Below are 26,089 nucleotides of genomic sequence, written 5' to 3' on the forward strand. Positions count from 1 at the left end.
TGAAAAAACGAGGGCAAATCATGATCAAGCACGTCATGTGGTTTGCGATGGTGCCCGCGTTGCTGTTCGCGACGATCGCCGCCGCGCAGCAATACCCGATGCTCGACTCCGTCGCGAACCGGCTTGTGCAGAAGTACCAGCAATCGAGCTGTGAGCAGTTGTGGCAGGAACGCGCGGCGAAGAAAGGCCATCCGAAGCCGCAGGGCGAGCAGAACGCGATGGAGATGCTGAAAAACGACCCGCAGATGCGCGCCGAGTTCATCAACCGGGTGGCCGCACCAATCGCCAACAAGATGTTCGAATGCGGGATGATCCCCTGATCGTCGCAAAGGCTTGCCGCGACATCCGGTCCAACGCATGAGGCTGCGATGAGTTCCTGGAAACTGGTCTGCCGCGCAATGGTCTTCGCGATGGCTGTATGCCTTGCCTCGGGCGTCGGCGCACAGCAAGCGAAAGCGCCGGCAAAAGCCGCAGCGAAACAAGCGAAATCCGCCGCCGCGCCCGATTACCAGCCAGGACTCGATCCGCGTGCGCTTGCGATCATCAAGGCCGCGTGCGACCGCCTTGCTGCGGCTAAATCGATGACCTTCACGGCGATCGTTTCATACGAGAATCCGAGTCGCCTCGGCCCGCCGCTCATCTACTCGACAAAATCCGAAGTCACGATGCAAAGGCCGGACAAGCTCAAGGTGATCACGCCCGGCGACGGCCCGCGCACCGAGTTCTACTACGACGGCAAGACGATGACGGCGTTCGCGCCCGCGGAGAAGCTCGTCGCTGTCGCCGAGGCGCCGCCGACGATTGACGCCGCAGTCAGGAAGGCTTATGACATCGGCGCAATCTATTTCCCGTTTACCGACGTGATCGTCGCGGACCCGTACAAGGACATCGCCGACGGTCTGAAGATTGCGTTCTATATCGGCCAGTCGATGGTTGTCGACAACACGACGACGGACATGGTCGCGTACGTGACCGGCGACGTGTTCGTGCAAGCCTGGATCGGCACGGAGGACAAGTTGCCGCGCCGCATCTACGCGGTCTATATGAACGATCCGGCCCGGCTGCGCCATGTGCTGTCGCTGTCGAACTGGGTGCTGGATCCGCTCCTTGCGGCGGACGCCTTCGCGCCGTCCGACACGGCCGGTGCAGAGCGCATCGCGTTCGAGCGTCCCGACGCCACCAAGGGCATCAACGCCGCGAACGCGCCGGGGCTGAAGCCGTCGCCGAAAGCCGCGCAGGCCAGGCCTCAATGAGGAGGCGCATCGTGAGGACAGTATCGATCTATCTGGCCGGCTTGCTGATTCCGGCGTTCGCATCGAACCTGGCTGCCGCGTGGGAACACGCGGGCAGCTGGTCGCACGAGGACATGCGCGGCGGGACGGCGTGGCACTCGGCTGGTTCCGATTCGACGACCCGCAGCAATGCGTGGGGCGGCAGCGAAACGCATACGTACGGACAGGGCACCACCGCGACCGGCCGCTACGGCGGCACGGCCACGCATACGGAAGGCTCCGGGCTGACCAGCTACTCCAATCCGTACGGCGGCAGCGCGACGCGGACCTATGGGCAAGGCACGACCGCGACGAACCGTTATGGCGACACGGCCACGCACCAGGCCGGCTCGAACCAGACGACTTACACGAATCCGTACGGCGGCAGCGCGACGCATACGTACGGGCAGGGCACTACCGCGACCAATGCCTACGGCGGCACGGCCACGCACGTCGAAGGATCCGGCTACACGACCTACACGAACTCGTCGGGAGCGACCGCGTATCACAGCACCTACTACGGTGCGACGTACAACACTTACCACCCGCCGACCACGGTGAACGTTTACGGCTCGGGCTGCTACAACTGCGGCGGCTGGTCCACGGCGGGCGCGGCAGCCGCGGGCGCTGTCGTAGGGGCGGCAGCCGGCGCGGCGGTGGCTTCGGCCAATACGCAGGCGACTGCGGCGAACGCGTACAACGCCGGCTATGTGGCGGGCGCAACGACAGGCGCGCCGGTGGCGGTGCCGGTCAGCGCGAACTATACGATGGGTGCGATCTACGCGACGCTGCCGGCCGGCTGTATCAAACCCACGGTTCAGGGCGGCACTTACTACCTGTGCGGCAATACGTGGTTCAAGCCGTCTTATGGTGCAAATGGCATCTACTACCACGTGGTGCCGGCGCCCTGAGGGGCGCGCCGCGCGCGGGGCAAAGGATCGGACAATGCATCATTTGATCGTCGCAGTGATCGCGTTTGCCTGCGTCTTCGGGAGCGCGCTGCTCGGCTTGCATATCCGCACCAGGCTGCCGGGGCAGCATCTGTCCGACGACTCGATCGAGGTTGTAAAACTCGCGACTGGCCTGATCGCCACCATCGCGGCGCTGGTGCTTGGCTTGTTGATCTCGTCGGCCAAGAGCTCGTTCGACACCGTGAGCGCAGAGGTGACGCATGCTGCGGCCAATGTCATCATGCTCGACCGGGTGCTCGCCCGATACGGGCCGGAAACGCAGGAGATCCGTAGCTCGTTGAAGCAGGTTCTTACCGCCGGCGTGCAGAAGATTGCGTCAGGCGACCCCGCGCAGCTGCACACCATGTACAGCGCCGAGGCCTACCAACGCGGGGAAAACATCGAGCGCGAACTGGCGGAACTCACGCCGCAGAACGACGCGCAACGGCGGCTTCAGGCGCGCGCGATCGAGATGGCCGACAACGTGCTGGCCGTGCGCGAGCTTGGCCTGCTGCAAGCGGTTAGTGCTACGCCGCCGCTGCTGCTGGTCGCGCTCGTGTTGTGGTTGTGCATTATCTTCGGTACGTTCGGCCTGTTTACGCGACTCAATGCGACGGTCGCGACGGCGTTGTGTCTGGGGGCGTTGTCGACGTCTGTTGCTATTTTTTTGATCCTCGAGATGAATACGCCGCTTGAGGGGGTGATTACGGTGTCGTTTGCGCCGATGCGGGCGGCGCTTGCGGTTTTGGGGCAGTAGCGCTTGAAATGCTGTCTTGAGTGCACGCTTGGATAACACGGAATGTCTTGGGACTTTCGCTTAAAGGCGGGGATTGCTTATGCTCTTCTTAGGGCGATTTGAGAAGTGCGCAATATAAATAGCAATTCATTGATTTTGGCACGTATTTGACAAATATTTTCGATTTGAATGATCTCGACAATCCATTGCATTTCCAAATTCATTCAGCGAGAATAGGTCGGATCGCTAACAAATGTTAAATCGATCTACAGCAGAAGGAATTCGAAGAAGGGGAGAGCAGGAAGGAGAAGAAGCGCGGGCCGCATGGGCTGGACCCCACACGACCCGCTAACCACAACCAACTCACACAGGAGTTGACATGGCTAAACGTAATCATAAAACAGAGGACGGAACTCAGGTTCGCTACTTGACGGTATCGAGACTACGACAGCCGTTCTATCGGCCTAAGGGATGGCCGTTTTGGAAGAACACTCCAGCAGATTATCCGCCTGCGCCCTGGATTCGCTTGTCGGGGCGCTGGCTGAGAGAGGCGGGGTTTGAGATTTCCGACAAGGTCCGCGTGGAAGTGCAGCAGGAGAAGTTGGTCATTACGCCGGCGTGACCTGAATAGAAGAAGTGCGAGGACCAGAGCCAGTTCGCTCTGGTCCTGAAGACGCTCTTCTTTCAGGCAATCCGCCACGTTCCCGGGCGAACGAATATTTATGCAAATAGCATAAATCGACGCGATACTGATCTTCCCACCTGCTTGGGTGATCTTTTGAATTTTTCGCACGCATCTGCATACGTGAACACATCACACGCGTCGCAGCATCATGAATGTGCCTGTTGTTTTGTCCGAAATCTATCTGGTACCCGCGAAGATCGTGGATTAAACTTATTTTGCTATGCGACCTTATTGCATGGCTGACTCACAAAGTCACCCTTGCGCGGACTTTCGTGCACCTCTTCTGCGCGTGTCTGCTGGCGCCAGGCAAAAGATAATTGCCTGGTAAAGCGATTGGCATTCGCTCAGTTGTTCCTCAGTTGTTCATTACCTGGCCCACACCGCGGTTTTCCCGTTTCACAATCGAAAAATACTCAGCCGCTCTGACGGCCATTCGTTTTCCTATTGCTTCTTCCACGAAAGGCGGCAGCAGGATTCACTGCGGCCTTTTTAAAGTCCATTTGAATTGGGCGATCAATCCTGCCACGCAAATTCGCTTGTGCGCGTCGTGATGTCAAGCGCCCGATTCGCTGACAAGGAGACGACCGTGAAGATCAACCATTTAAGCATTGCATCGGCCATAGCCGTTGCACTTGTCTCGCTCAGTGGGGCCGCACAGGCCGGCGGCGGCGGCGGCGGTGGCGGTGGCGGCCTTTGCTCGACCGCGACGTTAAAGGGACCGTTCGAGTTTATCGGTCACGGAAATATTCTTGGATTGATAGGGGCCGACGGCAAGTTGCATCCGTATGCCGCCGCATCGATTCTCGATGACGTCGCCCTCGTGACGTTCGACGGTATGGGTCATTTTGCGCGCACCGACTTCGGGATGATCGGCGGGCTGCCGAAAGGAGGGCAAACGACATTCAATCCGAACCAGAGCGGCACCTACTCGGTGAACGCCGATTGCACAGGCACCATGAGCATCGTCTATACCGCCGGCGGAGCCGTGCCGGCCGGTGTTGAGACAGATCTGAACATCGTTGTCGCTTCCGACGGGACGCTCGTCGAATCGGTTGTCTACAAGGCGGTTACGGTGTCAGGCCAGAGCGCGGACGGCCAGGCGGTGTGCCCTCCGTATTGCGAGCAAGGTGTGCAGGAAGCTTTTGAGGGGAAAAAGGTCTTGGTCTTCGGCTTCCGTCAGTAGCCCGGAATGTTATAGGTGGCGTCAGTGTTCGTGATGCGCGCGGACACTGGCGCCACTAGCATGATGATGGGCCGGCCCGAGGAAACTTTCACACGTCTCACCCCTTCTTCTTCGTGCTGCCCGGTACATGCCACGCGGTTAGATCCTTCTCCGGCCGATCCACCGCGCACCCCCAATCCAGCATCTCATCCTGATCAAATCGCTTCCCAAGCTGCCAGGCGATCTCCGCGCGCGCGAGCTGCACGCCAAGATAAAACGCATGCCCGCCATCATGTTCAACCTTCAACCGCGGATAAAACTCAAACGGATCGACACCCGTCAAATGTCCATCGCGGTTATAAACGTGAATGCCATCGCTAGACACCTGCACGCGAAAATTCGGATCCCGCACACCGGCAGCGAATTCAGCGATTTCACTCGCGTCATAAGGAAACGGCCGCTTCGAATGCAAGGCAGCGAGATCACCTGAAATACCTTTAGGCAGCACCTGTGCCTTTTCGGCCGCATGCATCACGCGCCGCGCCACATCGGCTTCACGCACTGCGCGCCGCGCATGCAAACTGACCGAAGTGGTGAGCACCGCAGCAACGTGCAACTCAGCGGCGATACCCATCAACACCGCATTAATCCCCGTCGTATCCGCTTCAGTGAGCTCAGTCACATTGCCAATCCCCAGCATGATCGCCACATCCGGATACCGCTCACGCAACGCGACATAGCGCGCGACTGAAGCCGCAAACCCAAACGGAATCGGATCGAGAATCGGATCGGCGAGAAACGGCTTGCCGCGCGCAAGCAATGTATCGATCGCCTGATGCAATGACGCGGTATCGCGAGGTTCACGCGCAACGACGATCGGCGTCGCCAGCACTTCATCCGCAATCCACAGCGTATCGACGTTCAGGCTCATCAGATAATCAGCACCCGCACGTCCGCCACGCAGCAATTCTTCGGTAACCATTGAATCGACGCTAACGCGGTAGCCCTTATCTTTCAGCATCCGCACCGCGTCTTCGAGATGCGGAAACGGCGTATCAGGCAAGCAGCCGACATCGATCACATCAGCGCCTTCATCCTTATACTGCCTGGCGCGCGCCGCAATACCCTCAAGATCCAGCCGAGGCGCATCGACAATTTCCGCGAAAATCTCCGTCTCATAGCGCGACAAATCGAGCTTGCGCGCCGCCTGCCCAAAGAACTGCGGCAAGTCCTTGATCTCCTCGGGCCCACGCTCAACCCGCACGCCAAAATGTGCTGTCAACGCATCCATATCGCCACGACAACGTCCAGGCACAATCACGCGGTCCGCATTCACCGGCACCGCCACGCGCCGCCGGATCATATCGGCCGTCATGAGTCCCGCGACTTGCAGACCGATTTCGCGCACTTCCCACGTAAACGTCGGATTCGCGAAACCCTCGAGCACCTGCACGACGCTTTTTTCGGCGAGCCTGCCGGTCAGGAAGACGATGTGTTCCATGCGAGCCCGAGTGTCGACAGCCGTTGCGTGAGCGCGGTGCGCAGTTCGTCGAGCGAGCGCGCGACCGTCGTGTGTTCGATCCGCGCGAGCCGCTCGACGTTCTCGAGTTCGATCGCGCGCGGACGCAATTCCACCCAGTCGTGCGGACTCTGCGTAATCACGGTCGGCTCCGTGTCACACGCGAAAACGATGCCGGGCACGCATTGCTTGCCCGCTTGCGCATAGAGATTCGTCGGCAGCGTATCGGAGATGCCGAACGCGCACTTCGCAACCGTATTACTCGTTGCGGGCGCAATCACGACGGTGTGGTAAAGGCCTTCGTACAGCATGCCGACCGGCACACTGCTCGCGCTGTTGTCGCGTATCACGCGAAAGTGCTCGCGCAGCTTTGCAACAGGCCAGCCGTAGAGCGGCAAGACTTCTTCGCCCGCTGAAGAAAGGAACATATCGACGCCCGGCAGTTGCAGCGCGAGGTCGACCGATTCCTCGATCATGTGGCCCGAGCCCGTCACGCACCATGCAAAGCGCGCGTCGGACCTGAATTCGCCGGGGCGGCGGGCGGGCGACGGCGCGCTCATCGAACCTCACGCATCGTTAAGCGGCGGCGTGTCGTGCGAGAGCCGGATAAACAGTCTGTGCATCTTCCGGTACAACGTGTTGCGGCTGATGCCGAGCGTCTTCGCGACATTACTGACATTCCAGCGGTGTTCGTCGAGCATCGCGAGCACCGTTTCGCGCTCCTTGATCTGTATCGCGTTCAGGCTCGACACGTCGCAGTCGTCCGGCAGCGCGAGCATGTCGTTCATCGACGACGGCGCAGATTGTGCGGCGGCGCGCGCGGCAATGGTTGCGGACGCAACGTTGCCTTGCGTGATTTCAGGCGGCAAATGCGCGCAGCGAATCTCCGGTCCGTCGCATAGCGCAATCGCCATTTGCAACACGTGACGCAACTGGCGAATATTCCCGGGCCACGCATAGTTGAGCAACGCCTGGCGCGCTTCGGCGCTTAGCGGCGGTGCATCGTCGGCTTCGCTATCGAGCAGATGCTGGATCAATGCGCCGATATCCGCGCGTTCGTGCAGCGCCGGCAGATTAATCTCGATGCCGCTTAGCCGGTAATACAAGTCTTCGCGGAACATGCCACGCTGCACGAGATCGAGCAGATTGCGGTGGCTCGCGCTGATCAGCTGGAAATCCACCTTTAATGTAGTCTCCGTGCCGAGCGGCGTGACCTCGTGTTCTTCGAGCACGCGCAACAGGCGCGCTTGCAGCGTCATCGGCATATCGCCGATTTCGTCGAGAAACAGCGTGCCGTTATTCGCCTGCACGATCTTGCCGCGCCGTCCTTCACGTTGCGCGCCCGTAAACGCGCCCGCGCGGTAGCCGAACAGTTCGCTCTCGATCAGGTTCTCCGGTAACGACGCGCAATTCACCGCGACAAAGCTGCCGCCGCTATTCGGGCTGATGCTGTGCAGCGCATTCGCGAATACTTCCTTGCCGGTACCGGTCTGGCCACGCAGGATAATCGGGATCTTGCGTTGAATCGCGCGCGCGGCAAGCTGTATCTGCGAGGCCATGCGCGGATCGCCGAATTCGAGTTGCGACAGCTTGTCGAGGCGTCCGCTTGCCGGCGCACGCGCTTCCTTCGCTTTAGCAACGGAGGTGCGGCCGCGCGGCGGAGCATCGCTGCTGGCTGCCGCGGCACCCGGCGCCGGCAACGTCGAGAACGCACTCGCGAACGTCGTCGCGTCGCGCGGCGTTTGCGCGACGAGGAAGAAGCGATTGTTCGTATGCGCGCCGTAGACCGTCACCGGATGGAACGAGCCGCGAATGCTGCGCGCGATCATATCTTCGAGGCTGGCGTTGAACGCCTCTTCAATGCGTTTCCCGCATAACTGGTCGGGCGAGCGCAGATCGAGCTGGAACAGTGCGCTGCGGCTCGCTGCAAGCACGATTCCTTCGTCGTCTACAGCGAGCTTGCCCGCGTGCAGCGTGCCGACGAATTCGGGCCGGCTATGAAAATGAATCATGTTGGCGCGCCGGTAGCGCGAATCGATCAGCCGGTTCTCGATCATCTGCCGCGACATGCCGACTAGCACGAGCGAATGCTGTTGCAACAGCCTCGATCGGCTCGTCACGTCGAGCACACCGGCCACCGTGCCGCGGTCGTCGAAAATCGGCGCGGCCGAGCAGGTGAGCGACGTATAGCGCGGATAGAAGTGTTCATGCTGATAGACCGCGAGGCATTCGCGTTCGGCAAGGCAGGTGCCCATGCCGTTCGTGCCCGCAGTGCGCTCGCTCCACACGGCGCCGACGCGCAGGCCATCCGCGGCGACTGCTTCGCCGAACGGCACCGACGACACCTGATGCACGATCACGCCGTCCGCATCGGTCAGCACGACCGCGAGGCTCGGGTCGGCGAGTTGCTGATACAGCGTGGTCATTTCGAGCTTCGAGCATGCGATCAGATCGCTCGCGGCTTCGCGGCGCGCGGCCAGTTCATGCTGTGTGAGCACGGGCGGCATGATGAAGCGGCCCGGGTCGAGACCGAACTCGTTCAGGCAACGCGTCCACGACTGCGCGACCGAGTCGCTCGTCTGTCGAGTGGGCGACTGGTTGTGGACCGTGTTCAAAACATCACGGACATGCGAGTTGATGTCAGCGAGCGATGACATATTGGGGCGTCTCCATTGCGTTCGGCTTATCCGCACCGTTTGAGCGGCGCGCCGACGCCTTTTATAGATGTACCTCTTTCCCCTGCGCGCCGCGCGATTCTACGCCGCGCATTCGCGAAGCCACAGCAGACCACAAACAGACGATTGTAGGCACCTGCTTCATTGCCCGTCGCAAACACTCTACAACCGTTAGCGCGCGTCATCAATAAGTAGTCTTATAAGGTCCTTATTTTGCGCGCGCTTTTTGCTTAATGTATCGGGCTTGCTATTTGCGCCTTTCCGGTCATATGTGTTCAATCATATGCATTGCGCAAATGCAAAGCTTTCCCTTTAAACCAGAAGCCCGACAGGCGGCGGAGTCACCCCTATGGAGCGTTTCGATGCAATTCGCGCGACCCGGCAACCGATCGACGTACCGCTCGGCCAGATGAACGAACGGTTTGCGGCAGGCAATGCGATAACCGACGCGCCGGCGCACGTCGCGCTGGACATCGTTTATATCGAAGGCTTCACCGGCCAGACCGTGATCGGCATCGATGCGCCTGAACTGCATACCGCGCAGCCGGTGCGCCTCGATCTTGCGATCGGTGTCCCGTCGTTGCGTGCATGCCATACCGATCGCATCGGCGACACGGTCGACTATTCGGCGGTGCGCACCGCGCTGCACACGCTTCTTGCGACGCACAAAGTCCAGCTGCTCGAGGCGCTGGCCGAGCAGATCGCGCAACTGGCGATCGGCTCATTCGGCGCGCATTGGGTTCGCGTATCGCTTAGCAAGCCCGCGAAATTCGACGACGTGTCCGCCGTCGGCGTGCTGATCGAACGCAGACGCAGCCAGACGCGCAGCGCCTGGGGCGCATGCGGGTCGCTCGGGGAAGGGCTGATTCCCGACTAATCGCTCTTGCTTGAAGCGTTGGAAGCGCGCGCTCGAATTCGAGCGCGCTCAAGCAGCTTTAGCGCACCACCCGACGCTATTTGGCCGACGCAGACGCTGAGGGTTTACCCAACCCGCACTGATCGTACGCAGTCTGCTGCAACGCGCGGAATTTCTTCGTTTGTGCGCGCGCCTTGTCCATCCGGAACTCGGCGCCGCCTTCGCCGCCCATCGTCGCGTACTTCGAGAACGTCGACTGCTCGACATATTCGTCGTACGGCAGCGCTGCCGCAATCTTGTCGATCGTGCATGAGCATTTATAGACGTTCGCGAAATCGTGTCCGTTTTCGTCCATGCAGCCGAGTACGTACTCGACACGCCCCTCAGTCGGATAGTTATAGGCATGCGCCGGCGCGGCCTTGCCGGGCGCAGCCGGCGATGCCGACGCGCCGCTCTGGGCCCGTGCGGCAAGCGGCAGGCACGCGGCGAGTGCGAGAGAGACGATCGCGAGCCGCGTGCGACAACATGAAGTCATGCGAGACCTCTATCGAAACACGATGATTATCTGCCGGTGCAAGCCGCGCGCCGGGTCATCACCCGCCGCGCGGATCGTCACATCACACCGGCAACCCGGCATCGAGCGTGAGTTCGGCGCTTAATTCGCGCTTGGTTCGCGCCTGGTCCGCCCTCAATTCGGCGCAAACGGGTGCGCGACCGAACTCTTCTTCGACACCACTTCCGCCGCGCTCGGTTCGCCCGCTACGGCGCGTTGCAACGCTTCGCGCGTCGCCTTGTAGTTGAATTCCTGAATCTTCTTGTCGTCATCGGCCTGCCAGTGAATAAAGACGCCGACACAGATAAAGAGATCATCGGCTTCGTCTTTCGGAATCGTGCCGTCCTCGACGGAATCGGCAACCGCGAGTGCCACTGCATGCTGAGCGGGGCCGAACATCTGCACGGCCTGTTTGGCGCCCTTGATAGTCACCTTGTTGAACAGGATCGTGTTCGGCTTCGTCAGCAGGTTCGGCGCGACCACTGCCAGTAGCGATGTGAAGCCGTCCTTGTTGTTCGTCAGCGCGTTGCAGAATGCGGTCTCGGCTGCCGAACCGCGCGGTCCGATGATCAGATCGATGTGAGCGACCTCGTTGCCATCGCCGACTAGCGACTCGCCTACCAGGACGCGGTTAATCTTGGCCATGCTGTTCCTCCGTTGAAGTTAGAGCTGTCGACGCGGGGGTTGTTGCTCGCGGCGCACGGCATGTTTGCCGCGAGAGGCGAGCGGAGAAAACACCATCGCTTCGACTAACAGGAAGCGTGCCAATGCGAGGGGCGTTATGCCGTTTTACGAAGCCGGCGCGCTCTTCAGATAACGCTGCGGCGCAAGACAGATCGCCGCGAACAGCGTCGCGACCGTCAGGTCCGCGCTCGTGCCCGGATTGATGCCTTCGCGCTTTAATTCGGCATCCCATGCATCGAGGTGCGCCATCTGTGGGGCGTGCGGCGCAAGACGCCATTGAGCGTGGCGCTTGCCCGCCTCGCGCGTGACACTTTGCGCCACCGTCACGCCCTGCTTGCGCACAATGTGCGAGTCGGGCCATGAGGACAAGTACGTGAGAAACACTTCGAGCGTGATCGTCTCGGGTGTGGCACCAGGGTTTGCCTGTAGCAGGTTCGCGATGGCGTCGAAGCCGGTCGTGAACACGTCGGCGAAGCCGTTTTCATACTGGCGCGCGATGCTGTCGCGTGACGCGGCGAGTTGCATCGCTGCACGCAGGCCGATGGTCGGTTGCGCGTGCACCGATTGTTCCGATGCTTCGCCCAGGCCGCCTGGGTTCGCCGCGCGGATCGCGAGATAGGCCGCTTGCGCGTCGTCGATGGAGAGGCGCTCGAGCACGCGTTCGGTGGCATCGCGCCATTGGGCGGCGCCGAGCAGGCTGCCCGGTTCTTCGAGCGCGGCGGCAAGCGGTGCGACGAGCAGCACGATGCCGAGATTCGTGTTGCAGCCGACCGCCTGCTGCGTGCGCATCACCGCATCGAGAATGCGCGAACCGACGGGGGTGCCGTGCGCGAAGAGCGCGGGAACGCAGGCCACGGCGCTGGCGAGGAACTGTTGCGCATCCATGCGGTGGCCGGCGCTCTGAATGCTGACGTTGCCCGGCTTCGGTGTCTCGACGTCGAGGCTGCATGCGCGGAGGAACGCGTGGCGTGCGAGCACGAGCGGATCGTCAGACGCTGGCATGACGTAGCGGAGTGGGTTCGACCGGCGTGGCGCCTGCCGCCGCGAGCTTGCGGTCGAGCAGGTCGTCGACGAGCGCTGCGGCGATGTCGAACTGTGTGACCGATTGCAGGCCCCGCCATGCGGCGACGCCGTTGACTTCGAGCACCAGCGGGCTGTTGAGCGCACTGGTGGGCGGTGCATCATCGAGCCGGTGCGCGAAAGAGGACGATTCGCGCGGCTCGTTTGCGTCGCATCGCTGCAGCGATTGCGATCGCGGCTGCAACTGCAACTGCGACTGCCACTGCGGTGCGGGAATCAGGTCGACGCCCGCATAGTCGAGCCCGAGCGCCTGCGTCGCGCGCACGGCGATTTCAGCAAGCGTGTCGTCGAGTTCCGCGGGCTCGCAGCGTGCGCCGCGCGCCACATTGTGAATCCAGCCGCTGCCGCCGGTGCGCCGCATCGCCGCGACCGCGCGTCCACCGATCACGAGCACGCGCCAGTCGAACGCGGGTTCGACCTGATGCGCACCGGCTCGCCCGCCCGTCCGCGCGCCGCTGCCCTCATTGCCAACGAAGCGCTGTAAATACGCGACCTGTTGGTACTGCTTGAGCGGCGGCAGCGGAACCAGCGTGCCGTCGCGCCGCGCGCTTGCCCCAAGCCTTCGCAAGCCCTTGCCCTGCGAACCGAACAGCGGCTTCAGCACCACCTGATGTCCCGCCGCGGTCTCACGCATCAGCACACGCTGCGCGAACGCAGCCGATTCGCCGGCCCATGTCGCCGGCGTCGGTACGCCGTTGCGGTGCAGCAGAAAACTCGTCATCGATTTATCGACGCTGCGCTCGATCGCACGTGCATCGTTGTACACCGGCACGCCGCATTCGCGCAGCGCGTGCAGGATGCCGAGGCGCAGCGTGACCTGCTCGAACGTGCCACCCGCGATGCCACGCACGAACACGGCATCGGGCAGCGTATGGCCGAAGCCGGGCAGCGCGAGGCCATACGGTTCCCATGTCGTGTCGATGCGGCAGGCAGCGAGGTCGATGCAGCGTGCGTCGACGCCACGCGCGCGAAACGCTTTTTTAAGGCGCGAGGTGTGCCAGCCGGTTTCGTCGGTCATGATCGCGACGCGCAGGCCTGCGCCGGTCAGGGCGTCGCTCATTGCGCACCTGCTTCGGTATCGGTGCGGCCGCTGTCCTGCGTATCAGCGGAAGAAGCGGAAGTCCCGGAAGACGCAGAAGCCGATGCACCCTCCGCAAGCGGGTCCGCCACGCCATTCCACTGCCGATGCAGCAACGCACCATCGAGCCGTCCACCGTAGTAAGTCGCGCCGCTTTCGAGGCTCGCGACCCACACTTCAGCCGGTGCGAACAGCGCAGGGTCGATCTGATAGAAGTCGTGGTTGAACGACGCGAACACATCCGCGAACGGCCGGCCGTAGTCGCGCGAATTCCACGATGGCAGTTCGGCCGCGAGTTTGCGCGCGAGCGCATCGCCGGTCACGGTCAGATGTACGCGCCCGCCGTACAGGATCGCGTCGTTCGTGCGGCCCATCGCGGCGAGCGCATCGGGCGCGGGCGGCGGCAGTGGCGCGATGCCGCTCGCTTCGACGATATCGGCCAGATGCGCGCCGAGCACGTGCGCCTTGTGCAGCGCGACTTCGACGACGCGCGAAACGACCTGCACCGTCCCCGCGACAGACTGTGTCGGTGTGACGATAATCGTCAGCCGCTCGGGCGCGAGGCCGCAGTCGTTGAGCACCTTGTCGATCACCGCTTGCGGCGGAAGCTGGTGCACTTCCATCACCAGCACGCCGCTGTCGTGACGATCGCGATAGCCGAGCTCATCGAAGAGCGGTTCCTTGCACGCGAGCGAGCGCGCCGGGCCCGAGCCAAGCGAAAAGAACTTCTTGCCGTTGTTCTGCTCTTTGGTGGCCGACAGGCTCCAGCCTGCGTACTGGCTGCCGAGGCACGCGATCACGGGCGTCGACGTATGCACCTCAATCATCGCGGGCCACAGCGGCTCGCGTTCGACCGCGACGCGCGGCGCAATATGCCCCAGGCCGCCCATGCAGATGCGCGCGACTTGCACGCCGGCTTCGATGCTGCCACGCACGGCGACACCGGCATCGACGATCGTCGTGCCCGACGCCGTGCGCGAAACGCCGATGCGTAGCCGCGCCGCGTCGGCGATCAGTTGCGCGACGAGCGGTTCGGCGAGCCTGTTGACGCTGATCGCGCAGTTGTGCGCTTGCGGCTGGTCAGCCGGTTCGTGTGTGGAGGTCATCGTGGGACTCGTGGCAGGTGTCGATCAGTTCGAGAAGGCGCGTGCGTTGGCGCTCGAGTTCGTCGCGCAGGCGAGCGGGGGCGGCCGCGATGGCGATCAGCGTGCAGACTGGTTCGCCGGCCGCAATGCGCACGCCGGGCTGCGGGACGTCGCGGCACCACGGCGCGGCGAATAGCGTGTCGCTGAAGCGCTGCGTGACCGAAAAGCTATGTGGAGCGAAGGCGACGCGTTGAGCCACGTAGCGTTGCGGCGTCGCCGCGGTTGCCGAGGCCGACGAGGCCGACGAGGCCGCGAGAGGCGGCGGCGACGGCAAACGGCCTTTCAGACACGCATCGATATGACACGCGAGCAGACCATGCGGCCACGCCGCGGGCGATGCGATTTCATAAAGCGCGGCCGTCGACGAAGGGCGCGCGTTGATTTCGAGCACGCTGATCGTGTCATCGCCGTCGAGCAGAAAGTCGATGCTGTTCATGCCGACAAGGCCGGTCTTCGCGACGATCGCTTGTACGATATCGCCGATGCGCGACGCAACGGGCGGCGGCAAATCGATCGGGCCGAGTGAGCCGGTATGGATAAATGGCAGCGCGCCGTGCGTGACGGTCAGCTGTTCGGCGAAGCCGATAATCACCGCGTGGCCGCCGGCGGCGATAAAGAGCGCGGACATCGAACGGCCGGGGGCGAGGCGCTGGAAGTAGATCGGCGGCGTGGCGGCGGCATCGGATCCGTCCGCCACGAATTCATAAGCCGCCCGAATATGCATCCCGCCGCATCCGTCCGCGCGCTTGCCGATCCAGCCACCGGTATCCTCAGGCGGCCGCGCAAACGAAACCTCCGGATGCTCGACGCCCAACTCATCAAGCAGCGCAAAAAACCGCCCTGGTTCGCGCACCGCATCAATCGCGCGCATATCGTTACCGATAAACCGCGGCATATCCGTCCGCTCATGCAACTCGCGCGCAAACGGCTCAAGCCCGCTGCCCGCGATCAATCCAAGCATCCTTGGCAGTCGCGCCACACGCGCAAGCGCATCGAACAGCCTGTCCCGATCCATCGACAAGCCCTCGCCACCCACATCGAGCCAAACCTTCGCACGCTGCCGCGTATCGCGATCGCCGAACAGATCGAGTGCGGCGACATTGAGGCGCGCCTGCGCCGCCGACTCGGTAAAAAGCCGTGCGGACAAACCCGCAATCGCAACGAACGGCACACGGATGTCGTACGCACGCGCATACGGCCGCGCTGTCGCGCGCGCGGAAGAAGGTCGGGCAGGAAGCCTTGCCTGCATGACGATTAGCGACCGATGTCAGTCAGGCGCGGCCCGCGACGATCGCACGCGCCTCGTCGAACGCTTCCGCGAAGCCGAGGTACACGGGCTTGCCGCCCGTGCGCATGCGCAGAAACAGACGATGCTCGACCTGATATTTGACGTTGCCGATCGCGAGCGCGCCAATCCCGACTGCATCGGGCCGCGCGGCGCCGGCCAACGGTTTGCCGTTATCCATCACGTTGACGCCCGCGATGCCTTCGGGCGGCACCGCATTGACGTCGGCGGCGACGCGCATCTGCTGCGCATGCGCGAGGTCCGCCTGCGCGACGACCTGCACGCCGGCCGCGGCCGAGCCGATCACGACATCGGCTTTCGCGAGCGCGGCATGCAGCGCGTCGGGCGTGCCGGCGCCGATGCCGCGAGTCGCGATGCTAAAGCGCTGGTTCACTTCGTCGCTGACGCGCTGCGCGCGCGCCGCATCGGAGTGACTCGCGATCGCTACGTTCGCGCCCAGCGATGCAAAGAGCGCAGCCGACACGCGCCCGACCGCGCCGGTGCCGCCGAGTATCAGCACCTCTTTGCCGCCGAGGTCTTCGCCGTGCTCGCTTTTCAGCGTCCGTTCGACAAGCGCGACCAATGCGGCCGACGTCGTATACGCACCGCTCGGGTCCGCGAACACCGACACCTCGAACGGCGGCACCATCGCCTGACGCGCGAGGTCGAGCATATCGGCGGCGAGCATCACATCGCGCCCGCCGATAAAAATGCCCGTGCGCGATACGCCTTTCGGCCCGCGCGAAAAGATCGCGTCTTGCGTGAGCTGCACGACGTTGCTCGCGTCGACGTGGCTATATGGCACGACGATCTGATAGCCCGCGTCGGCCGCCATATTGACGTCGAACGGACTCATCTGCGGCGTGGCCGTGAACATATGCAGGATGTATGGCCTTTCGGTAGCTTCGGACATGACAGTGGCTGATATTTAAGGATTAAGGATCGTTTCGGCGTTGCGGGTTTACGTGAGGCACGCGAGGCGGTTTGTGCAACGGCAACGGCAGCGGGGCTGCAATGCCGATGTCGCGCTGCGAACGCATGCGCGTCGGTCTCGCTTCGTCATCCCGCATCGACTTTGCAGTTACGTGTGCGCTCCACGCTAAACGTTGCGCCGCGATTGCGCGCGACGGTCACCGCGCACGTCACAGATGGTTCATCGCGTGTCGCGGCCCGCGCCGCCGCGAGCGCGCGTTCCGCGGCTTCCGCGCTGCGCACGAACGCGAAGCCGGTCGGCCCCCACGAGGTCTGGCCGATACCGGCCTTCTGTTCGTCCGCGATCGCCTGCAACGCACGGCCGACCGCGGGGCTCGTGCAGACGCCGCCCTGCACGGGCGCGAAGTATTCGCCGATGGTTTGCTGCACTGCGCTGATGCCGTCCGCGAACGCGTCGAAGTCCTGTTCGGCGATACCAGGTAAAACACGCATCATCACGAGATGACATAGATGTGCGGCAAGCGCTTGCGGAAACGGCGGCAACGCAGCGAGGCCACGCCGTTCCTCATCGCCGTGCAGCCCTTCGAGATCGGTGTCGTCGATCAGCACGACGCGCCATGCATCGGGAAACGCATGGCGAAACAGCAGCGGCGGCATGTGTGCATCCTGCGGCCGCGCGCCGCGCGCAGGGCCGCCATCGACAATCAGCCCGCCATGATCGAAGCCGAGCGCGCCGATGCCGGAACGCGCGCCGCGCCCAAGCAGCCGCGCGATCTCATCGCTCGATGCGGGCACGCCGGCGAGCCGCGCGAAGGCGGTGCCGACCGCGAGCGCGAGCTGCGTACCCGAGCCGAGCCCGCAGTGCGCGCGCGAAGCCTGATCGATATCGACGGCGATCGCCGGACCGCCCCACGCATCGCGCAAACGGTCGAGATACAGCGCAGCCCGCGCGCGCAGTGCATCATTCGGTGCGCGCGCAACACACGAGCGTTCCGCAAGACGCGCGGTGACACGCGTGCCGCGTCCTTCGATTACGAGGCCGATGCTGCCGAACGCGCGCCCGAGCGACGCGCTCGGATCGAGAAAACCCAGATGCAAGCGGGCCGGCGCGTCGACGGTAACCGCCGATAGCGGCGCGATGTGGTCAGAGTCAATCGGCATGGCAAGCGTGTCCTTGTCGCGTCGTGGTTCGGACCGGGCCGCGCGCCTGCACCGCGCGCGAGCCAGAAGAAGCGAAACAGAAGCTGCAAGGCAAAAGCCATACCACGCACGCGAACCCATCGCGTGCTCCGCGTCTAGCCTTTCGGTGCGTCGTACTTGATATAGCGGAAACGCTGATCGTCGGTGGGCGTGCCTTCGAGCGGCCCGCCTTCCTTGCCCGGCTGCCACTGGATCACCTCTTCGATTTTGTTCGCGAGCGCGAAGTCTTTATCGGTGATCCCTTTAGCCGTGTGCGTCTTCAGCTTCACGATGACGAATGCATAGGACACGGTCAGGTCCGGGTGATGCCACGCGGCTTCGGCGAGATGGCCGACCGTGTTGACCAGCATTAACGTGCCTTTCCAGCTTTCGGTTTTGAATTTGCGCCGCAGCCATCCATCTTCCAGATACCAGTGCTGCAATGCACCCTTAAGACGCTCTTCGACTTCCTGATCTGAATACACTCGCTCGGCTTGTGCCATGACTGACCTCGATTGAATGTGACGTTGTATGTGAAGTTGAAAATGAAGCGGGGACGCCCTCAATGTATCGCGTATTTGACACAGTATGTATCGTCATCCGAAGCGAAGCGGCACACCTTGACGCCCACATGCGCGGTACACCGAATAAACCTCGCGGTCGGCATGGAATATGCGATCAGCCTCCTTATGCATGAGCCGGGCAAAGAATCCGGCTTGGATCTGGTTCGTTACCCGCATCCGGACGGCGCGGCGGGTGTAGCGCGGTAGCGTTTCATCGTGAGGTGGACGGTTTACCCAATCTGGAGGAGACACATGAACGTACGCACCCTGGTTCTCGGACTGGCGGTGGCTGCGGCAACGGCACTGAGTTCATTCTTCGCACACGCCGATCCGCAGCTCGATTCGCTGCTGAAGAACCCATCCAACTGGGCTGCACAGGCGGGCGACTATGCCAACCATCGCTACAGCCCGCTCAAGCAGATCAACGAGAGCAACGTCGGCAAGCTGCAGGTCGCGTGGACCATGTCCACCGGCGTGCTACGCGGTCACGAAGGCTCGCCGCTCGTGATCGGCGACACGATGTACATCCATTCGCCATTCCCTAACAAGGTGATCGCGATCAACCTGAAGGACAAGACCTTCATCTGGCAATACGAGCCGAAGCAGGACACGCAGGTTATTTCCGTGATGTGTTGCGACACGGTGAACCGCGGTCTCGCGTATGGCGACGGCAAGATCTTCCTGCAGCAGGCGGACACGACGCTCGTCGCGCTCAACGCGAAGACCGGCGACGTGGTCTGGTCGGCGAAGAACGGCGATCCGAAAGCGGGTGAAACCAACACCAATGCGCCGCACGTGTTCGGCGACAAGGTGCTGACCGGCATTTCGGGCGGCGAGTTCGGCGTGCGCGGGCGTCTGATCGCTTACGACATCAAGACCGGCAAGGAGGTCTGGAAAGCGTACAGCACCGGTCCCGACAATGAGATGCTGCTCGACCCCAACAGTACGATGACGTATGCGGACGGCAAGATGGTGCCCGTCGGCGCGGATTCGTCGATCAAGAGCTGGAAGGGCGATCAGTGGAAGCTCGGCGGCGGCACCACATGGGGCTGGTATGCGTGGGATCCGAAGCTCAATCTCGTCTACTACGGCACCGGCAACCCCGGGACGTGGAACCCGACGCAACGGCCAGGCGACAACAAGTGGTCGATGTCGATCTTCGCTCGCGACCTGAACACCGGCAAGGCGAAGTGGGTGTATCAGATGACGCCGCATGACGAGTGGGACTACGACGGCGTGAACGAGATGATCCTCGCGGACCTGCCGGTCAACGGCAAGAACGTGCCGGCGATCGTGCACTTCGACCGCAACGGTTTCGGCTATACGCTGAATCGTGAAACGGGCCAGCTGCTTGTCGCGAACAAGTACGACCCGGCGGTGAACTGGGCGGAAAGCGTCGATCTGAAGAGCGGCCTGCCGATCCGCAACGCGAGCTACTCGACGCAAAAGGCCGGTCCGGACCACAACGTGAAGGGCATCTGCCCGGCCGCGCTCGGTTCGAAAGACCAGCAGCCTGCCGCGTTCGATCCGAAGTCGAAGCTGTTCCTCGTGCCGACCAATCACGTCTGTATGGACTACGAGCCGTTCGATGTCGACTATGTGTCGGGGCAGCCGTATGTGGGCGCGACGCTGTCGATGTTCCCGGGTCCGAACGAGAACGGTTCGATGGGCAATTTCATCGCGTGGGATGCGGCGAAGGGCAAGATCGTCTGGTCGAAGCCGGAGAAGTTCTCGGTGTGGTCCGGCGCGCTCGCAACGGCTGGCGGCATCGTGTTCTACGGCACGCTCGAAGGCTATATCAAGGCGGTGCGGATCAGCGACGGCAAGGAGCTGTGGAAGTTCAAGACGCCGTCCGGGATCATCGGCAACGTGTTCACGTACACCTATGACGGCAAGCAGTTCGTCGGCGTGTATTCGGGCATCGGCGGCTGGGCCGGCATCGGTATGGCAGCGGGTCTGCAGAAGTCGACCGAAGGTCTTGGCGCGGTCGGCGGCTATCGCGAACTGGCGAAGTACACGGCGCTCGGCGGCACGTTGTTCGTGTTCGCGATCCCGAGCTGAGCGAGCTGATGGCGCGCTGAGGATGCAGGCTTCCACGGCTGAAGTGGAAGCCTGTATTTAAAGAGTAGTGATACGAAATATCGGGGGCGCACATTCCGCACTGCGATGGCATGCGGTATGCGCGCCATCCGGCGGCACGGTGACTGGAAGCCGGGCTGCCGGGCGTGCAAGCAGACAGTGTGGATGGGGGACGAACGCATGAAAGGCCGTTTGATGTTGTTGCCGTTTGCAGTGGCTGTATGTGCATGGCCAGTCGCATATGGGCAGACCAATGCCCCGCAGATGAAACCCGTTGCCTACAAGGTGGTAGACGGCAACAAGGTCGATGGAGACACCTACCTCGGTTGGAAAACGTGGCGCGCGCTAGCCTGCGAACGCTGTCACGGCGCAAAGCAGGAAGGTCTCGTCGGCCCGTCGCTCATCGACGCATTCAAAACGCTCGACAAGAACGAATTCCATCGCACCGTATTCGGCGGACGCATCGACAAGGGTATGCCCGACTTTAGCTCGAGCCAGATGATGCAAAAGAATTGGGAAAATCTTTATGCGTACCTGAAAGGGCGTTCCGACGGAAAGATCAATCCGGGCGATCTTCAGCCGCTCGACAAATGACCTGATTGCGGACCCCGCCCGTCGGCCCTATCGGTTTCCCGATGTTTCCCGTTCCGGAGAGAGTCATGTCCGCTCGCAGAACCCGATTTGCTTTCGCCATGCGCGTCGCGCTCGTGCTTTCGAGTGCGTGCTGCGCGGCGCCTTTTACGTATGCGCAAAACGCGCCGTCGCTGCCGAATAACGACGGCGCCGACAAGGTGTTGCGCGTATGCGCTGACCCGAACAACCTGCCGTTGTCGAACGACAAGGGCGAAGGCTACGAGAACAAGATCGCCGAAGCCATGGCAAGCGATTTTGGCTACAAGGTCGAATACACCTTCTTCCCGCAGCGCATGGGCTTCGTGCGCAACACGCTGCGCGATAAGGAGCCCAATACCGAGCGCTACAAGTGCGATCTGATTATCGGCGTGCCGCGCGGCTACGACATGACGGCGACGACGCGCGCGTATCTGCATTCGACTTACGCGATGGTGTTCAACAAGAAGCCCGAGTTCGCGAGTATCAACACACCGAGCGATCTGCTGAAGCTGCCGCCCGATCAGTTGAAGAAACTGCGTTTGGGCATTTTCGCGCAGACACCCGCGGTGGACTGGCTGCTCGCGAACAACCTGATCGACCAGGCGGTGTCGTATCAGGCACAAAGCGGCGACCCGCAGGCTTTTCCGGGCGAGATGATCCAGCATGACCTGAAGCAGGGCAACGTCGACGTCGTCTTCGTCTGGGGGCCGATTGCCGGTTACTTCGTGAAGCGCTCGGGCGATACCGCGAGGCTGGTGCCGTTCCCGCCGCAGCCGGGCATCCGCTTCGACTTCGAGATCGCGATGGGGACGCGCCACGGCGAAAAGGCCTGGCACGACAAGATCGATCAATGGATCGCCACGCATCAGGACAAGATCAATACGATTCTCACGAGTTACGACGTGCCGCTGTTGCCGATTGCCAGCACGCCCGTTGCGTCGAATACGCCGCAATGATGGACAGGCCTGCGAATTTCGTGCGGCGCGAGGCCGCGAGGTGCCGGGTGCGAAGTGCGACAACACAGTTGTCGTGGCGCGTAGCGGCGGGCGGCCTGCTTGCGGTGGCCGCGCTTGCCTTGACGCCGCGTGCGTCGCATGGGGCCTCGCCGGCCGCATCCGGTGCATCGGCTACGTCGCCAGCATCGCAAGCGGAAGCCGATATCGCGCCGGCCGAGCGGCTGCTATTTATGACGCCGCATTTGCGCGGTGTCGCGGCGCAAACCGAACTCGACTATGCGATGACGCTGTCGCATCCGCCTGAAAAGGCTAGCGACACCGTGCGCGTGCTCGTGACAAGCGCGAACAACTCGGGCGATGACGCGAGCGTTAGCGATCGCACGGGCAAGGTGTCGGTGCCGTCGGGCGGACTGCCGTGCAATCCGGTGATCGTCTATTTTCTCGAGCACGATATTGCCGAGATGGAGCAGTTGACGGGTGGCCAGCGCCGCTATTTCCAGAAGCGCGTGCGGCTCGCGCTTGCGGCGAATCCGCCTATCACGCAAGTGACGAGCAATGCGAACGGTAAGACCGTGAAGGCGCGCAAGATCGAGATCCAGCCGTATCTGAACGATCCGAACGCGCAGCGCTTTCCCGATTTCGTCGCCAAGCGCTATACGTTCGTGCTTGCCGACGACGTGCCCGGCGGCGTGACTCTGATTCGCACCGAGGTGCCCGGCGAGAACAACGACTTCGCGCATCCGAAGCTGATCGAGACGCTGACCTTCACGGGCGCCTTGCGCAAGCTCGTGCCGCCACCGGCGCATGGCACGCCGGCGCCGCCACCGCCGCCGAACGGCCCGCGCGCGAGCCGGTGAAGAGACGGCTCGCGGACCGCTGATGCAACTGCTTATGCAACCGCTCATGCGATCTCATAGGCAGCCGCTGGAGGAATCGCAGGCAAGCCGCTGACCGACCGCGTGCAAGCCGCCGAGGACGGCCGGAAGAACATTCACCGCGGGAGGCAACGTGAACCTGATTCGGGCGCTGACGCTGCGGCAATTGCAGATCTTCGTGATCGCGAGCCGTCTGCCGAGCTTCGCGCGCGCGGCCGAAGAGCTTCACTTGTCGCAGCCCGCGGTATCGATGCAGATTCGCCAGCTCGAAGAGGCGCTTGGCCTGCCGTTGTTCGAGCGCGTGTCGCGGCGGCTTACGCTGACCGAGGCGGGCGAACGCCTGTCGCATCACGCGAGCCGCATCATCGGCGAGATCAAGGACATCGAGGACACGATGACCTCGCTCGCGCAAGCCGATAGCGGCACGATCGCGGTCAGCATCGTCAGTTCGGCGACGCATTTCGCGCCCAAGCTGCTCGCGCTCTATTCGCGGCAATTCCCGAAGGTGGACGTGCATTTCTCGGTCGGCAATCGCGAGACGCTGCTGCGCCTGTTGCAGGACAACGCGACCGATCTCGCGATCATGGGGCGCCCGCCGCCCGAACTCGGTACGACCGCCGAACCGCTTGCGCGGCATCCGCATGTGATCATTGCGCCGCTCGATCATCCATTGCGCGATGCACGCCGTTTCGATTTGCAGGAACTGGCCGGCGATACGTTTTTGCTGCGCGAAACCGGTTCAGGCACGCGTGCCGTCGTCGAGCATATGTTCCGGCAGCATCTTTTTACGCCGGCGCGCTGCGTAACGCTCGGCAGCAACGAGACGATCAAGCAGGCCGTGATGGCCGGCATGGGCGTGAGCCTGCTGTCGCTGCATACGCTGTCGCTCGAATTGCGCGCGGGCGCGCTTGCGGTGCTCGACGTAAACGGTACGCCGCTCGAGCGGACCTGGCAGATCGTGCATCTGGCGTCGAAGCAGCTTTCGCCGACCTGCGTCGCGTTCCGGCGCTTCATGCTCGAACAGGCGGAGCCGTTTCTCGAGCGCGAATATGCGGAGTTTTTGCGGAGCTTGTCTCCGGCCGCGGCGCGGCGAGCGGCGGCGGCCGCCGCGGCCGATGGTTCGGGTTCGGGGTCCGCCGGTTCCGCGAACGGCAGCGGCGACGGTGGCGCGCCGGACCGGACGGCGGCGCGCTAATGCCCGGTGGCCGTATTCCTATCCGTATGAAGCGACGCGGCGTTGAGGGTGGTGCGCTGCGCAATGGCGCCCTTTTCGTATGGAACGTGCCGCGCGAATCGATCTCGGCTCGGCTCGGGATCTCGGCGCGCGTTCGTTTGTTCGCGCGCGTGACGCTGCTTGCGATGGCTGCGGGCTTCGGCACGGCTGTCGCACAGCCCGCCGCGCAGAAAGCCGCTCAACCGCTTTCCGTCGTCCAGCTCGAGCCCGGCCTCTACTTTCACCGCGGCCAGGATAACGTCGCGACCCGCGAAAACGGCGGCGATATCGCAAACGTCGGCTTTATCGTCGGCTCGCGCTGCGTTGCGGTAATCGACACGGGCGGCACCGCGACCGAAGGACACGCCTTGCGCGCGGCGATCCGCGCGGTGACGCCGTTACACGTTTGCTACGTGATCAACACGCATATGCACCCGGACCATATTTTCGGCAACGTCGCGTTTGCCGCCGATCATCCGCAATTCGTCGGCAGCGCGACCCTCGCGGAAGCGGAGGCGTCGCACGAAGAGAGCTATATGCGCGCACTCAAGCGCGAGCTCGGCGACCTCGCGGACGGCAGCGTCATCGTGCCGCCGACGCTGCCCGTGACCGGCAGCCTGAAACTCGATCTGGGAAAACGCGTGCTGCGGCTGCAGACCTGGAAAACAGCCCATACGAACAACGATCTGACCGTCTACGATGAAGCTAGCGGCACGCTGATCGCAGGCGACCTGCTGTTCGCCGGATGCATTCCGGTCATCGATGGCGCCGTGCTCGGCTGGCTCGACGATATCGCGGCGATTCGCGCCATGAATCCGCGCCGTGTCGAGCCGGGCCACGGTCCGCTCGACGCGCCGTGGCGCGAAGCGCTCGCTGCGCAAGAGGCGTACCTGTCGCATCTCGTGCGCGACGTGCGCGCGGCGATCAAACAGGGCAAGACGATGCAGCAGGCGGTCGATACGATCGGTCAGGATGAACGCGGCAAGTGGCGGCTATTCGATATCTACCATCGCCGCAATGTGACGGCCGCGTATGCGGAGCTCGAGTGGGAGCAATGATCGGCGTGTACCCGCTGTGGTTCAGAAGGGTAGAGGAGCTTGAAATGAACAACATTGCGAAAAGCGCGTTAGCAGGGTTTTTTACGGCTTTCGTCGTGCTCGCCACGACGTTTGCCGTGAGCGGCGCCGCGTATGCGGAAGAACATCCGGAAGACAACCCGGACACGCCCGCGCGCTGGGTCGACTTCAAGGATGGCACCTTCAAGGGCCGCACGATCGATACGCATGCGGACGCGGTCATCAAGCTCGACGCGCCGGCGCGTGCGGCGGACGGCGCCGTCGTGCCGATTGCGATTGCCGCGCAATTCCCGCAGACGCCCGCGCGCTACATCAAGAAGGTGTACCTGTATATCGACGAGAATCCGGAGCCGTATGCGGGCTCGTTCTCGTTTACGCCCGAATCGGGCTTCGCGACGATCGAAACGCGCGTGCGCGTCGAAGACTATACGTTTATGCGCGCGATCGCCGAAACCAACGACGGCAAGCTCTATAGCTCGGTGCGTTTCGTGAAGGCATCGGGCGGCTGCTCGGCCCCCGCGGGCAAGGATGATGCGGCAGCCGAAGCGGGCGCGGGCCAGGTACGGCTAACACTGCAAGGTCAGACGGTGGCCGGCAAGCCGCAGCTCGCGCAGCTGATGGTCAGGCATCCGAACCGCACCGGCATGGCGATGAACCAGGTCACGCGCAACTACGCGACAGCGTATTTCGTGCGCAAGGTGACGGTTAGCTATGGCGACAAGCCGGTGATGGTCGCGGATGTCAATTTCTCGATCAGCGAGAACCCAAACTTCCGTTTCTGGTTCGTGCCGCATGGCGACGGCGAACTGAAGGCGCGTGTCGAAGACTCGAAGAGCAAGCAGTTCGAGGCTGAGGTCGCGGTCAGCCCGCAAGCGGTCGCGCAGAATGCGTCGTCGAAACTGTGATGCGGGCGGCGCGTAGTCG

Annotated in this window: 26 protein-coding genes; 14 read left to right on the forward strand and 12 right to left on the reverse strand. The window is 62.8% G+C overall.

The features are described from left to right. Positions 1-20: 20 nt before the first annotated feature. The 6 genes from KZJ38_RS25800 to KZJ38_RS25825 all read left to right on the forward strand — a co-directional run bounded on the left by KZJ38_RS25800 (position 21) and on the right by KZJ38_RS25825 (position 4,825). The gene (locus KZJ38_RS25800) at positions 21-320 is read left to right on the forward strand and encodes a hypothetical protein (RefSeq protein WP_219802656.1); all 300 of its coding nucleotides are present in this window, start codon (positions 21-23) and stop codon (positions 318-320) included. A 48-nt stretch (positions 321-368) separates the two neighbouring features. Further along, a complete protein-coding gene (locus KZJ38_RS25805) occupies positions 369-1,253 on the forward strand; it encodes a DUF2092 domain-containing protein (RefSeq protein WP_219802657.1) in 885 nt (294 codons plus the stop codon). Between the two features lie 11 nt (positions 1,254-1,264). Beyond that, positions 1,265-2,182 (forward strand): hypothetical protein, encoded by a 918-nt coding sequence (locus tag KZJ38_RS25810; protein ID WP_219802659.1) that lies wholly within the window; start codon positions 1,265-1,267, stop codon positions 2,180-2,182. 34 nt (positions 2,183-2,216) lie between these two features. Continuing rightward, positions 2,217-2,978 carry a bestrophin-like domain gene (locus tag KZJ38_RS25815; RefSeq protein ID WP_219802661.1) on the forward strand — a complete coding sequence of 254 codons (762 nt, stop codon included), beginning with the start codon at positions 2,217-2,219 and terminating at the stop codon, positions 2,976-2,978. A 358-nt stretch (positions 2,979-3,336) separates the two neighbouring features. Beyond that, positions 3,337-3,579 carry a SymE family type I addiction module toxin gene (locus tag KZJ38_RS25820; protein ID WP_219802662.1) on the forward strand — a complete coding sequence of 81 codons (243 nt, stop codon included), beginning with the start codon at positions 3,337-3,339 and terminating at the stop codon, positions 3,577-3,579. Between the two features lie 649 nt (positions 3,580-4,228). Beyond that, positions 4,229-4,825, forward strand: a complete 597-nt coding sequence (locus tag KZJ38_RS25825) for a hypothetical protein (RefSeq protein ID WP_219802664.1) — start codon at positions 4,229-4,231, stop codon at positions 4,823-4,825. A 97-nt stretch (positions 4,826-4,922) separates the two neighbouring features. Here KZJ38_RS25825 and KZJ38_RS25830 read toward each other — a convergent pair whose 3' ends face one another. From KZJ38_RS25830 to KZJ38_RS25840, 3 genes are read right to left on the reverse strand one after another with little or no spacing between them, the layout of a single operon-like run. After that, positions 4,923-6,305, reverse strand: a complete 1,383-nt coding sequence (locus KZJ38_RS25830; RefSeq protein ID WP_219802665.1) for a DUF6513 domain-containing protein — start codon at positions 6,303-6,305, stop codon at positions 4,923-4,925. After that, entirely contained in the window at positions 6,284-6,883 is a 600-nt protein-coding gene (locus KZJ38_RS25835; RefSeq protein WP_219802667.1) for a flavoprotein, read from the reverse strand. The genes KZJ38_RS25830 and KZJ38_RS25835 overlap by 22 nt, the downstream gene beginning before the upstream one ends. A gap of 6 nt (positions 6,884-6,889) precedes the next feature. Further along, positions 6,890-8,980, reverse strand: a complete 2,091-nt coding sequence (locus KZJ38_RS25840; protein ID WP_219802669.1) for a sigma-54-dependent Fis family transcriptional regulator — start codon at positions 8,978-8,980, stop codon at positions 6,890-6,892. Positions 8,981-9,347: 367 nt separating this feature from the next. On the opposite strand from KZJ38_RS25840, the gene KZJ38_RS25845 reads away from it, so the two are divergent. After that, the gene (locus KZJ38_RS25845; protein ID WP_425518413.1) at positions 9,348-9,875 is read left to right on the forward strand and encodes a dihydroneopterin aldolase; all 528 of its coding nucleotides are present in this window, start codon (positions 9,348-9,350) and stop codon (positions 9,873-9,875) included. 76 nt (positions 9,876-9,951) lie between these two features. Here the strand turns inward: KZJ38_RS25845 and KZJ38_RS25850 are convergent, their stop codons facing one another. The 9 genes from KZJ38_RS25850 to KZJ38_RS25895 all read right to left on the reverse strand — a co-directional run bounded on the left by KZJ38_RS25850 (position 9,952) and on the right by KZJ38_RS25895 (position 18,294). After that, positions 9,952-10,389, reverse strand: coding sequence for a hypothetical protein (locus KZJ38_RS25850; protein ID WP_219802670.1), 438 nt, complete (start codon positions 10,387-10,389; stop codon positions 9,952-9,954). A gap of 153 nt (positions 10,390-10,542) precedes the next feature. Then, positions 10,543-11,052: a formaldehyde-activating enzyme gene (gene fae, locus KZJ38_RS25855; RefSeq protein WP_219802672.1), complete on the reverse strand. Its 510-nt coding sequence runs from the start codon at positions 11,050-11,052 to the stop codon at positions 10,543-10,545. A gap of 144 nt (positions 11,053-11,196) precedes the next feature. Further along, the gene (locus tag KZJ38_RS25860) at positions 11,197-12,093 is read right to left on the reverse strand and encodes a triphosphoribosyl-dephospho-CoA synthase (protein WP_219802673.1); all 897 of its coding nucleotides are present in this window, start codon (positions 12,091-12,093) and stop codon (positions 11,197-11,199) included. Next, the gene (locus KZJ38_RS25870; RefSeq protein ID WP_246642009.1) at positions 12,080-13,231 is read right to left on the reverse strand and encodes an ATP-grasp domain-containing protein; all 1,152 of its coding nucleotides are present in this window, start codon (positions 13,229-13,231) and stop codon (positions 12,080-12,082) included. The genes KZJ38_RS25860 and KZJ38_RS25870 overlap by 14 nt, the downstream gene beginning before the upstream one ends. Then, positions 13,228-14,355, reverse strand: a complete 1,128-nt coding sequence (gene mch / locus KZJ38_RS25875) for a methenyltetrahydromethanopterin cyclohydrolase (RefSeq protein WP_219802675.1) — start codon at positions 14,353-14,355, stop codon at positions 13,228-13,230. Before mch ends, KZJ38_RS25870 begins: the two co-directional genes overlap by 4 nt. Continuing rightward, a complete protein-coding gene (locus KZJ38_RS25880; protein ID WP_219802676.1) occupies positions 14,330-15,643 on the reverse strand; it encodes an ATP-grasp domain-containing protein in 1,314 nt (437 codons plus the stop codon). The genes mch and KZJ38_RS25880 overlap by 26 nt, the downstream gene beginning before the upstream one ends. A 22-nt stretch (positions 15,644-15,665) precedes the next feature. After that, positions 15,666-16,592 (reverse strand): NAD(P)-dependent methylenetetrahydromethanopterin dehydrogenase, encoded by a 927-nt coding sequence (locus KZJ38_RS25885; protein WP_219802678.1) that lies wholly within the window; start codon positions 16,590-16,592, stop codon positions 15,666-15,668. Positions 16,593-16,738: 146 nt separating this feature from the next. Beyond that, positions 16,739-17,773, reverse strand: coding sequence for a beta-ribofuranosylaminobenzene 5'-phosphate synthase family protein (locus KZJ38_RS25890; protein WP_219802680.1), 1,035 nt, complete (start codon positions 17,771-17,773; stop codon positions 16,739-16,741). 134 nt (positions 17,774-17,907) lie between these two features. After that, the gene (locus KZJ38_RS25895; protein WP_219802682.1) at positions 17,908-18,294 is read right to left on the reverse strand and encodes a 4a-hydroxytetrahydrobiopterin dehydratase; all 387 of its coding nucleotides are present in this window, start codon (positions 18,292-18,294) and stop codon (positions 17,908-17,910) included. A 312-nt stretch (positions 18,295-18,606) separates the two neighbouring features. On the opposite strand from KZJ38_RS25895, the gene KZJ38_RS25900 reads away from it, so the two are divergent. From KZJ38_RS25900 to KZJ38_RS25930, 7 genes are all read left to right on the forward strand, one after another. Further along, entirely contained in the window at positions 18,607-20,415 is a 1,809-nt protein-coding gene (locus tag KZJ38_RS25900) for a methanol/ethanol family PQQ-dependent dehydrogenase (protein WP_219802683.1), read from the forward strand. Between the two features lie 198 nt (positions 20,416-20,613). Beyond that, on the forward strand, positions 20,614-21,027 hold the full coding sequence (locus KZJ38_RS25905) for a c-type cytochrome (RefSeq protein ID WP_219803627.1): 414 nt from the start codon (positions 20,614-20,616) through the stop codon (positions 21,025-21,027). 65 nt (positions 21,028-21,092) lie between these two features. Next, on the forward strand, positions 21,093-22,001 hold the full coding sequence (locus tag KZJ38_RS25910; protein ID WP_219802685.1) for a substrate-binding domain-containing protein: 909 nt from the start codon (positions 21,093-21,095) through the stop codon (positions 21,999-22,001). 47 nt (positions 22,002-22,048) lie between these two features. Then, complete coding sequence (locus tag KZJ38_RS25915; RefSeq protein WP_219802687.1) at positions 22,049-22,858, forward strand: hypothetical protein; 810 nt, start codon at positions 22,049-22,051, stop codon at positions 22,856-22,858. Positions 22,859-23,009: 151 nt separating this feature from the next. Continuing rightward, positions 23,010-24,071, forward strand: coding sequence for a LysR family transcriptional regulator (locus KZJ38_RS25920; protein WP_219802689.1), 1,062 nt, complete (start codon positions 23,010-23,012; stop codon positions 24,069-24,071). Positions 24,072-24,097: 26 nt separating this feature from the next. Then, positions 24,098-25,147 carry a quinoprotein relay system zinc metallohydrolase 2 gene (locus KZJ38_RS25925; RefSeq protein ID WP_246642010.1) on the forward strand — a complete coding sequence of 350 codons (1,050 nt, stop codon included), beginning with the start codon at positions 24,098-24,100 and terminating at the stop codon, positions 25,145-25,147. A 44-nt stretch (positions 25,148-25,191) separates the two neighbouring features. After that, positions 25,192-26,070 carry a quinoprotein dehydrogenase-associated SoxYZ-like carrier gene (locus KZJ38_RS25930; RefSeq protein ID WP_219802690.1) on the forward strand — a complete coding sequence of 293 codons (879 nt, stop codon included), beginning with the start codon at positions 25,192-25,194 and terminating at the stop codon, positions 26,068-26,070. Positions 26,071-26,089 lie beyond the last annotated feature (19 nt).

Source organism: Paraburkholderia edwinii (assembly GCF_019428685.1).
In the GTDB taxonomy this organism is placed as follows: domain Bacteria; phylum Pseudomonadota; class Gammaproteobacteria; order Burkholderiales; family Burkholderiaceae; genus Paraburkholderia; species Paraburkholderia edwinii.